At 39.8% G+C, this 13,683-nt stretch carries 11 protein-coding genes; 6 read left to right on the forward strand and 5 right to left on the reverse strand.

What is annotated here, in order from left to right; genetic code table 11:
* Positions 1 to 7: 7 nt before the first annotated feature.
* The 3 genes from G327_RS0113585 to G327_RS0113595 all read left to right on the forward strand — a co-directional run bounded on the left by G327_RS0113585 (position 8) and on the right by G327_RS0113595 (position 1,756).
* The gene (locus G327_RS0113585) at positions 8 to 892 is read left to right on the forward strand and encodes a DMT family transporter (RefSeq protein WP_019615337.1); all 885 of its coding nucleotides are present in this window, start codon (positions 8 to 10) and stop codon (positions 890 to 892) included.
* Positions 893 to 973: 81 nt separating this feature from the next.
* Positions 974 to 1,405 (forward strand): DUF3859 domain-containing protein, encoded by a 432-nt coding sequence (locus tag G327_RS0113590; protein WP_019615338.1) that lies wholly within the window; start codon positions 974 to 976, stop codon positions 1,403 to 1,405.
* Between the two features lie 27 nt (positions 1,406 to 1,432).
* Positions 1,433 to 1,756 carry a hypothetical protein gene (locus G327_RS0113595; RefSeq protein ID WP_019615339.1) on the forward strand — a complete coding sequence of 108 codons (324 nt, stop codon included), beginning with the start codon at positions 1,433 to 1,435 and terminating at the stop codon, positions 1,754 to 1,756.
* Between the two features lie 56 nt (positions 1,757 to 1,812).
* On the opposite strand, the gene G327_RS0113600 is transcribed toward G327_RS0113595, so the two are convergent.
* From G327_RS0113600 to G327_RS26110, 5 genes are all read right to left on the reverse strand, one after another.
* A complete protein-coding gene (locus tag G327_RS0113600; protein WP_019615340.1) occupies positions 1,813 to 2,547 on the reverse strand; it encodes a substrate-binding periplasmic protein in 735 nt (244 codons plus the stop codon).
* Between the two features lie 108 nt (positions 2,548 to 2,655).
* Entirely contained in the window at positions 2,656 to 3,912 is a 1,257-nt protein-coding gene (locus G327_RS0113605) for a Y-family DNA polymerase (protein WP_019615341.1), read from the reverse strand.
* Between the two features lie 142 nt (positions 3,913 to 4,054).
* The gene (locus G327_RS0113615; protein WP_019615343.1) at positions 4,055 to 4,465 is read right to left on the reverse strand and encodes a LexA family protein; all 411 of its coding nucleotides are present in this window, start codon (positions 4,463 to 4,465) and stop codon (positions 4,055 to 4,057) included.
* A 346-nt stretch (positions 4,466 to 4,811) separates the two neighbouring features.
* The gene (locus tag G327_RS26105; protein ID WP_083938520.1) at positions 4,812 to 5,243 is read right to left on the reverse strand and encodes a formyltransferase family protein; all 432 of its coding nucleotides are present in this window, start codon (positions 5,241 to 5,243) and stop codon (positions 4,812 to 4,814) included.
* A 9-nt stretch (positions 5,244 to 5,252) separates the two neighbouring features.
* Complete coding sequence (locus tag G327_RS26110; protein WP_019615346.1) at positions 5,253 to 5,651, reverse strand: hypothetical protein; 399 nt, start codon at positions 5,649 to 5,651, stop codon at positions 5,253 to 5,255.
* A 587-nt stretch (positions 5,652 to 6,238) separates the two neighbouring features.
* Here G327_RS26110 and G327_RS0113635 point away from each other — a divergent pair.
* The 3 genes from G327_RS0113635 to G327_RS0113645 all read left to right on the forward strand — a co-directional run bounded on the left by G327_RS0113635 (position 6,239) and on the right by G327_RS0113645 (position 13,619).
* Entirely contained in the window at positions 6,239 to 7,060 is an 822-nt protein-coding gene (locus G327_RS0113635) for a Cof-type HAD-IIB family hydrolase (protein ID WP_019615347.1), read from the forward strand.
* Positions 7,061 to 7,069: 9 nt separating this feature from the next.
* Entirely contained in the window at positions 7,070 to 12,808 is a 5,739-nt protein-coding gene (locus G327_RS24725) for a condensation domain-containing protein (RefSeq protein ID WP_019615348.1), read from the forward strand.
* A 106-nt stretch (positions 12,809 to 12,914) separates the two neighbouring features.
* A complete protein-coding gene (locus G327_RS0113645) occupies positions 12,915 to 13,619 on the forward strand; it encodes a class I SAM-dependent DNA methyltransferase (RefSeq protein ID WP_019615349.1) in 705 nt (234 codons plus the stop codon).
* Positions 13,620 to 13,683: the final 64 nt, after the last annotated feature.

Here is a 13,683-nt window from a genome sequence, read left to right on the forward strand (position 1 = left end):
GAATATCATGATAGCAAACCGTAAAGCTGATCTTCTTCTTGTTTTGACTACTGTATTAGCGGCCGCCGGATGGATTTTTTCTAAAGAATCTATTCAGGGGTTACCGCCTTTCGGCTTTATCGGCCTGCGCTTCTTTTTGGCATCGTTATGTCTGTTACCCTTTTGTTACGGCGCATTAAGCAAGGCTAAAACAACAGATATAGGCAAAGCGATGGGAGTCGGTATATTGCTCGGCTGTGCATTATTATTATGGGTTTATGCAGTTTCGGTCAGTGATACGCTGGCAGAAGGGGCATTTATTATGAGTTTATCTATGCTTCTAGCTCCTTTAATAGCATGGCCGTTGTTTAAGATGCGTCCTGCTGCCGTCTTCTGGTTGTCAATTCCCTTTGCCCTTGCCGGTTTGTTTTTATTAGCGCGGCAGGGACAGTGGCAGCAGTCATCAAGCCAGTTGTGGTTTGGTGCCGCAGCGGTTGTTTTAGCTGTGCATTTTAATTTTAACGGGAAATATGCGCAGCGTATCCCAACATTACTGCTTGCCTGTCTTCAGCTGTTCGTAACCGGCTTAATGGGGCTGCTGGCTTCACTGTTTTTCGAGTCCGTTCCGGCAGCAGTCGACAGTCCTGTTTGGATCTGGTTTATAATGAGCGTTTTGTTTGCCACCAGCCTGCGTTACGTAATGCAGACCGCAGGTCAGAAACACAGCTCGCCGGCAATGGCTGCCATTGTAATGATTCTAGAGCCGCTATGGATTATGCTGTTGAGCATACTCTGGTACGATGAGGCTATGCCTGTCAGTAAAGTATTCGGTTGTATTCTGATAGTATTTTCATTATTACTCTACCGGATCGGCGGGAATTTATCCGCCCGCAGGAAAAGGGCGCTTGTGTAAACCTCTTTTTCGAACAGTTATTTTTAACTATAATGAACTATGTTCTAATTAATGATCAATAACCAATAAGTTGAACTACCGATGGCAAAACAGAAGCCGATTATTAAAATGCTGACCTACGGCATTCATTCACAATGGCAGTCAAAATCAAAAGAACTTCCGCAGGTAAAAGAGTTTACTACGGATATTCCTGCGCAAATCGATATTGAATTCGGCTTTATTGTTAATATAAAAAAAGCGCGCGGCTGTAAAATTCGTTACTGTATTGATCACCCCGGGATTCTTGATGATGCTGGAAATTTACGTGCCCCGTTTGACGGCGTGGTGCATGTAACTAACAATGACTGGAGCTTTTATCTTGGAGATACTATCTGGGCGCCAATTACAGATAAGTGCGGACAGTGGCGTATGACCATTGAACTCAATGATCGTATTGTTGCTGACAAAACCTTCCATATTTCCCAGCCTGCGAAGCACAACGAAGCTGACTTTTGGAAACGAGTTGGTTATTAAATTTTAAGGTTTACTAAAAGGAATAAGATGAAAAATAATATAAAGGAATTACTTAACACGGCTGTACAGGCGAATGACCTGTTTATGAAACGTTATAAAGAGAGTGCTACAACAATAGGTTTAATGGATCAGGCTTTACGAAACCTTGGTAATAACTCAGAAGCAGTAACAATTGACAGCGCATCACTAAATAAAAAACTTGTCTTTATTATTCTAGATTCACAACCAGATATTGTCGGTGTCGGCATCGGGATAAACGGCGGGGAAGATTTGTCGCTGCTCGGACAATATGAGCTTAATCAATTAACAACAGCTAAAGTAGTTAATTTACTTGAAGAAAACCTTCTTTAAAAAACTTCTGAATTTTTAATTCTACCTGTTCCTGTGTTTTCTTTGCTTAATTTATTTTAATAAAGCAGTTCTTGAAAAATTTTATCCACTTCACCAGCTGCTTTGAGCTTTCTAAGCTCACGATTAAATTCTATATTCAGGGTAAAGTTTTCAGGCTGTTTTTTTGTCCACAATATATATAGATTCTTAAAAGTTAACGCATTTTCTGCGGTAACAATCTGTTTTTTGTCCTGAGGGAAGTCCTGATTAAGCAGCTGCAGGCCAACAACTTCATTCGCTATAACCATATCAACCCTCTGTGCAATTAACCTTTCAAAACAATGCTTTAAACTGTTTGATTTGATTTTAATAATTAACGGATTATTAGTGAATTGATCGCTGTAAAAGTAACCGTTGATAACACAGACATCCAGATAATTAAGATCCGTTATCTCTTTATATTTATGTCTATTATTTTTATGCATAAATAATACAAGGTTACTTGTGGCAATGGGATCTGAATACCAGAAATAGTCAGCACGCTGCTTATTATAATAACCGCCAAGTACGGCCTGGTATTTCCCTTTTTTGCTATGCTCTACGGCGCGCTTCCAGGGAATAAAAGCGACCGATAATTCGTAACCAATGTTTTTAAGTGTTCGCCTGGTAATCTCAACCAGCGGTCCATTTTTTTCAAGAGCTGCACCATAATAGGGCGGCCATGTGTCTGTCGCCATCTCAACCACCTGCTCACCTGAAGCCGCAGATAATGTACTGTAGAATAGGAAAAATAAAACCGCATATATTTTCATATAAAATCCTTTGCATATAAATATATACCTAAACCTTTTGAAGATACAATGACGCTGTAAAAACGATTTTTCTATGAGTGACTTAAGAGCTGCCAGGTTATGCATTATTCAGCAGGAAATATTAGGAATGTCCGGCCACTTTGTGGTGTACTGCGGAGTTAAAAACCGGCGCCGCATTGCCCATTTTTCATTAATGCCCTGCGCTGCAAAAAATGTCTTGTCACTGCCATAGCGCTGGTTAATTTTATCGACTACCTGCATCAGGGCGCTGTTCTCCTGTGCTGCTGAAAATAGATCCCACTGCTGATGTTGTTCGCTGCTTAGGTTTAATAAGCCGACTCCAACCTTGTAATATGCTGCTCCAGATTGAAACAACTGCTCGATACTCTCACTAACTGCTTTTATTAATTGTGTGCTGTTATTGGTGGGCGGGTTAAAGTGCTTAATAATTTTAAAGCTGCGCGGTTGAATATCAAAAGGGCTGCCGGCTGCAAATGCTGTTAATGTTCCACACAGTGACTGCTGCTGCCGTGCTTTAGCCGCTGCAATACAGGTATGTTTTACAAGTGCCTGGTTAAGATTCTCGATATTAGTTATGCGCTGCCCCATACTGCGGGTGGAAAATATCTGCAGCTTGTCTGACCTGGCGCTATCCCATGTTTGACATGCTTCACCGTTTAATTCACGAATAGTTCGCTGCAGTTCAACACTAAAGCCGGCCGGTAAGTGGTTAACTGGCAGTGCAGTTAGTTTTTTCACGGTATCAATGCCGAACTCCTGCAGTTTTGCACTGGTTTTTCGGCCGATCCCCCAAACATCTACAGGTGCCAGCTTCTCAAATACCTGCTCTTTAAATGCACCGCTCTCCAGCAGACAGGTGCCATGAAAACCAGGCCACTTTTTAGCGACATGGTTAGCGGTTTTAGCTAAGGTGAGGGTTTTTCCTAAACCGACACATACCGGTAAACGTGTTTCTTTCCAGACTGTTTTACGTAACAGCTGCACATGCTCAAGAAGATCGGGAATACTTTTCCGACAGTCTGCAAAGTCTAAAAAACATTCATCGATGGAATAAATATGCTGTACGGGAGCAAACCCAGCAATCACCTGCATCATTTTGTGAGAGAGGTCAGCGTACAGTTCATAATTTGATGAGCATACAATTATTTCTGCTTTTTCACATAATGCCTGTGCTTTGAAAAAAGGCTGAAATTTTTGAATGCCAAGTGCTGTGGCCTGTTTATTAGCTGCTACAATACAGCCGTCATTATTGGATAATACAATTAATGGTTTACCGCGCCATTCAGGTCGAAAGACCTGTTCAGCACTGCAGTAAAATGAATTGGCATCAACGAGTGCAAACATTAAAAAGTACTTTCTAATAGAGGGCTGGCATGATGACAGCCGCCATTATTGGATAGCACAATGAATGGTTTACTGTGCCACTCAGGCCGAAAGACCTGTTCAGTACTGCAGTAAAATGAGTTGGCATCAACGAGTGCAAACATCAGAAAGTACTTTCTAATAGGCGGCTGGCACGATGACAGCGTATTGAACGGATAACCACGCCTTCAATGGTGAATTGATCATGCGGGCCTATGCTTTGACTTTGATAACGGGGATTAGCCGAGATAAGTAAACGCCTATGAGTATCAATAATTTTACATACAAACTCACCATTATAGTTAGCAACAATAATATCACGGTCTTTAACCTGTATATGCCGGTCGACAATTAATATATCGCCGTTAAAGATACCAGCATCCTGCATAGAGTGGCCGTCTGCTTTACCGATAAAAGTAGCGCTGGGGTGCTCGATTAATAATGCATCAAGACTTAATGGAAGCTGCAGGTAGTCACCAGCAGGGCTTTCAAAACCTGTGATACCTGCGCTGGCTGTAATAGGGATAATTTTCATAATAACAACTGTATATAAACACAGCTTTAATTATAAAGGGCAAATGTATTAACGCAAGTTATCTATTTTTGTTAAGATAAAAATATCCGTGTGCGTTTCCCGAAAACGTATAAACAGTTTAGATTTTATGGAATTTTCTTGTTTTCAAAGAGGTGAGCATTATGGGAGCAGTCATAGGGTTATTGGTCTTGGCAGGCATCGCGTATTTGCTAAAGAAGAACACAGGGCTTCCCTTACATCAGTGGATTGCTAAGAAATATCAAGCGCACTTAAATGCGCGGCATAAGCATAAAAAGTAGAATAATCCGTGTTGAAAATACGCCGTTCATAAACGTCTGTACAGGGCTTAGCGGTATTTTTTCATCACCAGCACAGTTAATACATCACGTATTCTGAAATATCGACGCTGCTTAAAATAGGACTCAAAATCTTTATCACCGGGCATAGGGTAGTACATATCTTTCTCATTACTGCTGTGGATTAGATGCAGCTTAGGATCTTTTCCGTCGATCAACCGTTTTACCACCCGTCCAAGCAGTTTTGCTCCAATCACCGCGGTGTACATTAATACACTCTCCTGGGTGGCATTCGCTTTTAATGTAAAGGATCTGCGGGCTAATACTTCACCAGTGTCAAGACCTTCGTCTATCCAGTGAACTGTCACACCGCCTCTGTCACTGCCGTTGTTTAAAACCCAAAAATATGCCATCGCCCCTTTATAGGAGGGAAGCCAGCCGGGGTGAATATTTAATACGCCGGTTTTAGGAAGAGAGATTATCTCTTTTTTTTATATTTGTGAAAAATAGGCTGAAATCAGCAGATCAGGATGCAGTTGTTTAATAAATTTCCGGCAGGATTCATCATTAATATTTCCACAATGAAAAACTGGGATATTATGATCAGCGGCAATCTTCCATGCCGGCTTTAAACGTTTTCGTAAAAATGGAAAAGTCAGTGTGACTAGATAACCCAGCACTTGAATGCCGCGCTGCCAAAGCAGCAGCCAGGCGAATTTCCATCCTACTTTTTTAAGATGACTGATGATACGGGTGCGCCCGCGAAGTGACAACTTGAGCGGCTGGGCTTTTACAACACCGACAATATTAATCTCAGGCATATTAAGTAACTTATTCATGATCACTGCGCTGCCAAGGTGGCCGGCTGTGTACAGAACTATCACATCCATTTGTAAAAATTCCCTGTTGTTATATGAACTTAATTAAAGACAATTATATATTATAAAGCGTCATATAAGGAACCAGCAGCCTGCGCGGTGAGGATAATCGCTAATAATACATGGATGGCAAAATCAACTGATGTTAGGAAAAGCATTGCTTTTGTTCGTCAACTAGATTGATGTTTTGTGAGCTGCATCCAGCCGCATGGAGAGGTGGTCTTGTTGTTAAATAGCAGCAACAAGTCAATCATCAATTAAGCTTTTGCTATTTAATTGATAAAATTTGTTTTAGCTGAGTCATCTGAAATAATAAAAGCCATTATAAAGCGATGCATAAGTTCAATAACCCTCCTGTCCCATCCCTTTTTGTGCTTAAACATTGAGTATGTTTTTAGTTGATTTCTCTAGAATAAAAACCACTTGTATAAAAAGTAAGTATAATTTCAACGAAATATTGTGGTTGCTTTTTTGTTAATAAATTCAGTGGGTTAAATTTTTTACCTGTGGGTTTGCTTATTGAAATAAAATAATAATAAATCAATGTATATGTGATACTGTGGTTAATTCGCGGTAGATAAAAAGACGGAGGTTTATAGATGCAAGAGACTAAAAATGAAATAAAAGCAGTTATTTCTGATTTGGATGGAACCCTGCTGAATCCTCAAGGAAAGATAACCAAAAGTACTCGGAATGTACTGAATCAGCTTAATTGTGACGGTGTAGAAGTTATTTTTGCTTCTGGGCGTCACCCAAAAGATATAAGCAGTTTAATTACCGGCTTAGACTTTGTTCCAACTATTATCGGCTGTAATGGCGCACTTGAAGTGTGCAGAGTACAGGGGAAATATAAAAAAAATATAGTGTTTAACAGCAGCATATATAAACAGCTTATTCAGTGTGCCGCGAGCTTAAATTTACATATTAGTGTTTTTGATTCTGCAGGCTGGAATGTTACTGAAGTTAATCACATGGTTACATCTTACTCAAGGCAGTTTAGGTTTCCATATCAGGTAGTTGCTGGAAATGAACTCTTAGATTTAAGCGCAAACAAAATTCTAGTGTGGTCAGAAAGTAATATCGATTCCATTGAACAGACGTTAGTTAAGTTATTTTCACAAAGCTGTGAAATTAGCCGATCATCCGTTAATTCCCTTGAAATTTCCCCTTTGAATGTCACTAAAGCAAACACAATTGCAGAATGTCTTGCAGATCAAGGTATTAACTTTGAGAGAGAAGCCATTGCCTTTGGAGACGGTATGAATGATGAAGCAATGCTGGAGCAGGCTGCGATAGGTGTTGTTATGAAAAATGCGATGCCGGAATTATCAAATAGATTAACAAAGCCTATTTATACGAATAGTAATGCAGACGACGGCGTAGCTGATTATTTAATTGGTTATTTTGGTTTAGCACTTTGAGGAAAGAAAATGAAAATATCAGCATCACCTTATGAAATGAATTTTTATGTTGAATCACTTCATGAAAATACAAATATGATTTCAAATTCATACGTAACACTGAATATTTCCGGCAGTATTGATGAGAATGCTTTTACTGAGTCGCTAAAGGAGGCGTTTAGCTCAGACTGCTTCCATTACCAGTATACATTTGAAAATGGCTCTCTCTATAAAGAATTAAATAAGCAGGATGTTGATGTCACGCAGCATGATTTTAGCTTATCAAAAGATAAAGAGAAGAACACTGCACAAGTTTTAGAAGAGTGTTATTCGCAAAAAATAACGATTAATTCAAATCGCTTATTCCGCTTATGCATCTGTAAACTAAGTTCCGGAAATTTAAAAGTTATTATTATGGTACATCATATAACATTAGATGGAAGCGGGTTTGTTATATTGCTGGATCGAATAAAATCTAAATATAAAAGCCTGGTATATGCTGATCAATACGATCATGAAGTATCGAGCAGTAATCACTGTGTATCCTGGCCTTCTTATTCTCTGGAAAAAATTAAACAGGCAGCTGAAGTCTGGCGCAGTCATATATCGGAACAATCGCTTCCGGTAACTTTTTCCAGTGCCCAGCCTGCTGTAAAACGACATACTTCTACTTCATTTTTATCTCTGACAACAGAGCAAAGTGCAGAGGTGAAAAAATATTGCAGAAAGCATAAATTAACCCCAAATATATTTTTTAAAAGCGTCTATGCACTTTTGGCGGGCCGTCTTTCAAATCAGGTATTAGTCGGTGTTATATCGCCGATGGATATGAGAGAAAAAAACTCTAGAAATACGATGGGCTGTTTTGTTAATACTTGTTTAGATGTTTATGACTTGTCTCCCCAGCATTCCATTAACGAATATTTTTCAAAAATAAGGACATTTCATAGTGAAACTAAAGCATATAAAGGACTGGCGTATAGAGATTTAATTAATGAACTAAATAAAACCGCTGAAGACAGTATGTCACAAGTAGCCAACATAAGCTTTGGTTCAACAATTGGTATCAATGATACCTATAACCTTGATGAAGATATCACATTTAAATTTAACTATGAGCTGATGGAACTGAATGCAGATCTGCAGCTTTTATTCTGTATGTCATCGGATCGTTGTTTTAATTTCAGACTGGACTACGTTGAGTCAATGTTTACCAGCGGTGTGCTGGATGCATTTCTCGAGCGCTTTGAGAAGATCCTGACTCATTTGACAAGTACTGACACTAATTCCTGTCCGCTTAAGTCGCTCCCTATTTTACTGGAAAATGAACTTTCATTTTACAACAGCATCAATCAAACAGAGCTGCCCGCTGCAAACCTGTCACTTGCTCAGATTTTTCATCAATGGGTAGAAACTAAGCCTGATTCAGCCGCACTTATTGATGCTGCCAATAAACGCGAACTAACCTACTACGAGCTGTATCAAAATGTGGTGCAGTATATTGAATATCTTAAAACATTAAAAATAACAGAGGCTGATAAAAGCTGTACGGTTGCCATTAATCTGGATTGTTTGACAGAAACGGTCACTGCAGTTTTAGCAACGCAGTATATGGGGATCGCATTTACCTGTATCGATACAGCAGCATCTTTACAGAGAAAAAAAGAGATATTAGCTCAGGTATCTCCCGCTGCGGTACTTGAAAACAGTCTTGATACGCAGAAACTGCAGGATAAAACAGATAACCTGTATTGTCCTTGTCAGGTAACAGACACTACGATCAGTCAATTGATCTTTACCTCCGGTACAACGGGAAAACCTAAAGGGGTCGCACTTTCTCATAGAGCTTTAGTCAGCACTATTTTTAAAGGAACCCGCATCCCTTCTGGTAAGAGAGTGCTGTATTCTGCCAACGAAGCATTCGATGCGGCAAGTCTGCAGCTGTGGACTGCTTTTGTTAATGGCGAAACATTAGTGGTACCGAAGCGCGGCGTTATTGCGAACCCAGATGAGTTAAAAGGGATTATTCAAGAGTATAATATTGATCATCTGTTTTTGACTACCGGTTTATTTGAAACTTACTTTAGTTCAAATAAGGCTGAAATATTTACCGGCGTAGAAACATTAGTTTTTGGAGGAGACAGCGTTTCGAATAAGGCAGTAGCTAACGCGCTGAAGACAGGCATTACTAATGTAATTAATATTTACGGCCCGACAGAAACATCTATTTATGCAGCGTCATTAAAATGCCGACCGGAACACCTTACTCTTGCACAAATCCCGATCGGCACTCCTAGTGACAACGCACAAATTTATCTTGTTGATGAAGCTGGAAAGATTGTCCCCCATGGCGCCGCGGGCCAGGTACTGATCGGAGGGCCGGGGTTAGCAAACGGTTATTATGGACAACAGGAGTTAACTGAAGAAAAGTTTATCAGATGCACTATAAAAGAGCTCGGTTTAAAAGATATTCGGCTATATCAGACTGGTGACTATGCATACTGGGGGCGCGATAGAAACTTGTATTTTAACGGCAGAAAAGATGAACAGATCAAGTTAAGAGGATACCGCATTGAACTGGGGGATATACGTAATGCTATGGAACGGCTCGACGGTATTGATATCGCGACAGTGATGTTAAATAAAAAATCGGGAACAAAAGCACTCATAGGATATTACGTATCTGCGAAAGATATTAGTCCGGAGACCGTGAAAGCACACCTTATCAAGCAGCTTCCGTCATACATGGTTCCAACTTATATTATTCCACTGGAAGTGATGCCGTTAAACTGCAATGGAAAAATTGATCGGCGCGCACTGCCGCTGCCGGCCGCAGATCTGCAGAGCTGTGATCAGGAGTTGACCGATATTCAGAAACAGCTGCTTGCTAAAGCATGTGTTGTACTTGAACTGCCAAGTTTATCGATTAATGATAACTTTTTGGAAATGGGAGGAGACTCTATTTCGACAATATCATTATCAGTCGAGATGGAGTCTATCGGACTGCGCTTAAGCACATCTGATATAATGAAACATAAAGTTTTCTCTACAATGTCACAATATATACAGCAGGATAAGCAAAGAGAAATTATTCGCGGAGAGAGCACGGGAAGCTTTGATCTGCTGCCTGCACAAAAATGGTTCTTTGAGCAGAAATTTGCTCATCCACATCACTTCAATCAGGCGGTAACACTTAAATTTAATCACAGTGTGTCCCTGGCTAAACTTAGAAATGCGCTTAAACAACTCACCGATCACCATGATATATTCCGAGTCAGCTATCACAACAGCAGCTCAACAGATAAACAGGTTTTTAGTGATTCTAATACAGAGAACTTTACCTTTGAACAGAAAACTTTTGATGATACATCTCAATTAGATACTCACCTTGCATCTATCAATCAAAGCTTTAATTTTGATTCAGGCGAAATGTTTAAAGTGATGCTGTATAGCTGTGGTAAAGATAAGTCACAGTATCTTTACCTTTGCGCCCATCATCTGATTGTTGACGGGGTTTCATGGCGGATCATTATCAATGACCTGCGTATACTGTATAACGATAATCCAGATACCAGACTGAGCGAATTTTCGAATACAAAGGTCTATGCTGAAGGGTTGAAAACGACCTTAAGTGACGTGAGCTTATCGGAAACAAATTACTGGTTAAAAGAGACAGATGCAGTTGACCGCTATCAGCCGTCTGCACCAGCATCTATGGAATCAGTAACACTTGATGAAACAGTTAGCAGACAGTTATTAAGTTCAGCAAACGAAAAATATAGAACTTCGGTTAATGAATTGTTAGTTGCCGCATTAGTAAAGGTCATTCCTGTTATAGATCCCTTTGTAAATATCCTGTTAGAAGGGCACGGACGGCAGAATATTAACCCGGAAATTGTAATTGATTCAACGGTAGGGTGGTTCACCAGTATATTTCCGTTACGTATCGCCAGCAATATGGAGTCTATGAATCAAAATATAAAACGTATTAAAGAGCAGATCAGGATGCTGCCTCAGAAAGGTGAAAATTACTTAAATTTAGCTTACGGCCATTCTGATACAGACATAAGAAAGCAGTTACAGAACCGTTTAATGTACCCAGTTAGTTTTAATTATTTAGGCCGTTTTGAAAGTAAAGGTCGTGATGATGACTTGTGGACCATGGTACAAAATAACAATGCACATTTAGTGAGTGCGGAAAATAAAGTACTGCGGGAGATTGATGTAAACTGCTGGGTTAGTGATGAGCGTTTAACTGTGCAGATCGAAGTGACCAATAAAAATATTGATCCAAAAAAACTGCTGAAGAACTTTGCAGATGAAATTCGAGCAGTTGTATCTCACTGCACTAATACAAATACTATTAGTGCCCTGACTCCTTCGGATGTTGCAAATGTAGAGATAACACAGCCGCAGATAGAAGAGCTGGAAAGTCAAATAGGAGTCCTTGATACAATATATCCTGCAACAGACTTTCAGCGCGAGCTCATGTACTTTAACCGTATGAATCGTGATTATCAGATAGATCAGTTGTACTTCAAATTAGAAGGTGATTTAAATATTGAGTGCTTTCAGCAGGCATGGGATACAGCTTTGAATCGTCACGATATTTTAAGAGCTGCATTTTGGGATAAAGGACGGCTTGGAAAACCGTTAGTGGTTGTACCTCGTCAAGTAAGCATGCTTATTCAGCTTGAAGACTGGCGTGAAACAAGCTCTGCAAACTGGCCAGAAAAAATATTGGAGCGTTTAATCTCTGAGCGTAAAAAAGGATTTGATCTGCTGTCTCCACCATTGATGAAGTTATGTTTAGCCGAACTTGGTGAGCAGCAGTACTACATGATATTTACATTCAACCATATATTATTTGACGGCTGGTCAATGCAGATATTCCTGTCGGAGATAATGCGGGATTACGAGGTCTTGATACGAAAGGATAAGCTGGATGTTAAGTCATTTACTTTTAGTGCTTTTTCTCAATACCTTAAAGAATCTCAACTTGAACCGCAAGCTGAGGTATTCTGGCAGAATTACCTTTATGGAGCCCCTAAAAACTTACGTGTTCCCCTGGACTTTCCTAAAATTGAGCATAATAAATTACGTATTCAGGGTGAGACTGTTCACCTTAGCCGGGCACAAACTGAGAAAATTTCAGCAAGAGCAAAAGAGCTTGAGGTAACGGTTAATCAATATTGTCAACTTTGCTGGGGCCATGCGTTAAGTAATATGACAGGTAGCAGAGATGTGGTCTTTGGGACAACATTAACCAAACGGCCAGCTGAAATCGACTCAGTTACTGACCTTGTTGGACTTTTTGTGGCAACACCGCCTTTACGGGTTAAAGTAACAGGAAGTACAAAATCTGCATTAGCACAGATTGTCGACTCAAGCTCAGAGAGAATGGAATATGCGTTTTATGATCTCAATGATTATGATCATAAATGGCAGCCTACCGCACCATTCGGCACGCTGTTTGTATTTGAAAACTATCCAGAGCAGGAAACAAATAGTGAAAACAGAAGTTTACATATAGATCACATAGGAACAACGAGTGGTACTAACCATCAGATAGTTGTGTGTGTGTTTCCTGGAGAGAAAATGGGTTTTAACCTTTTCTATGACTGTACTGAGCTTAGCCAGAACAAAGCAGTTGAAACTGCGAATCAATTTCAATTGTCACTGATGACTTTGTGTACTGATAATGAACTTGATCAGGAGACGACGCTAGTAAAAAAACGTCAATCTGCTTTTAGTTCTGCAGTAAATTAATATGTAAGTAAAATAGGGCCAGTTTTTGTCTTCAGCCATTAGAGCAGAAGACAATAACTGGCCTTCGTATTATTATGATAATCTCCCTTAGGAAAAGTAAATAAATATGAAATCACTTATGTATTCAGAGCATGCGGAAAAATATGATTCTGCCGTACAAGATAATATTTATAATGCCTGTCTAGAAAGGCCTTCATTACAGGCTATGCTGAATGATCTTGCCGGATTGAATGTATTAGATTTAGGCTGCGGATCCGGCGTTTATACACAGTTATTAATTGAACAGGGGGCTGCTGAGATAACCTGTATCGATGTCTCTGAGAAAATGATTCAGATAGTGGACAGTAAATTTGGCAGCAGAGTGTCATCTTACTCACAAGACTTATCTATTGGTCTTCCACAAGAGGAGCCAAATAGTAAAGACGTTATTATTTGCCCGCTGGTGATTCATTACATTGAAGATCTGTGTGTTTTGTTCCAAGCAGTAAACCGCGTTCTGAAAGCCGGAGGATACATGGTCTTTTCTACTCATCATCCATTAGCCGATTTTGAATGTTCGCGTTCAGGTAATTACTTTGAACGTGAATTAATTACTGATGTATGGGATACGGTTGGTGAGCCCGTTGAAGTCGTATTTTACCGCCGTTCTTTAACAGAAATCATGGATGCAGTGACAAAAAATGGGCTGGCGGTAACTCAATTGTCTGAAGGTAAAGTTGCAGATAAAGTGAAAGAAATCTCAATGGAACGCTACAATTATTTATCTAAGAACCCGAATTTTATCTTTATAAAATGTCAGAAACTTTGTTAACAAATCGAGTGCATAAAGCCGCTATATTTAGGGCAGTGTACTGGTTTGATAAATCAGCGGGTGT

Source organism: Psychromonas ossibalaenae ATCC BAA-1528 (assembly GCF_000381745.1).
GTDB classification, from domain to species: domain Bacteria; phylum Pseudomonadota; class Gammaproteobacteria; order Enterobacterales; family Psychromonadaceae; genus Psychromonas; species Psychromonas ossibalaenae.

Excerpts from the sequence above, each read along its gene's own strand:
- G327_RS24725 (WP_019615348.1), top strand. The coding sequence starts at position 7,070 with ATGAAAATATCAGCATCACCTTATGAAATGAATTTTTATGTTGAATCA.
- G327_RS26110 (WP_019615346.1), bottom strand. The coding sequence starts at position 5,651 with ATGGATGTGATAGTTCTGTACACAGCCGGCCACCTTGGCAGCGCAGTG.
- G327_RS0113600 (WP_019615340.1), bottom strand. The coding sequence starts at position 2,547 with ATGAAAATATATGCGGTTTTATTTTTCCTATTCTACAGTACATTATCT.
- G327_RS0113635 (WP_019615347.1), top strand. The coding sequence starts at position 6,239 with ATGCAAGAGACTAAAAATGAAATAAAAGCAGTTATTTCTGATTTGGAT.
- G327_RS0113645 (WP_019615349.1), top strand. The coding sequence starts at position 12,915 with ATGAAATCACTTATGTATTCAGAGCATGCGGAAAAATATGATTCTGCC.
- G327_RS0113585 (WP_019615337.1), top strand. The coding sequence starts at position 8 with ATGATAGCAAACCGTAAAGCTGATCTTCTTCTTGTTTTGACTACTGTA.
- G327_RS0113590 (WP_019615338.1), top strand. The coding sequence starts at position 974 with ATGGCAAAACAGAAGCCGATTATTAAAATGCTGACCTACGGCATTCAT.
- G327_RS0113595 (WP_019615339.1), top strand. The coding sequence starts at position 1,433 with ATGAAAAATAATATAAAGGAATTACTTAACACGGCTGTACAGGCGAAT.
- G327_RS0113615 (WP_019615343.1), bottom strand. The coding sequence starts at position 4,465 with ATGAAAATTATCCCTATTACAGCCAGCGCAGGTATCACAGGTTTTGAA.
- G327_RS0113605 (WP_019615341.1), bottom strand. The coding sequence starts at position 3,912 with ATGTTTGCACTCGTTGATGCCAATTCATTTTACTGCAGTGCTGAACAG.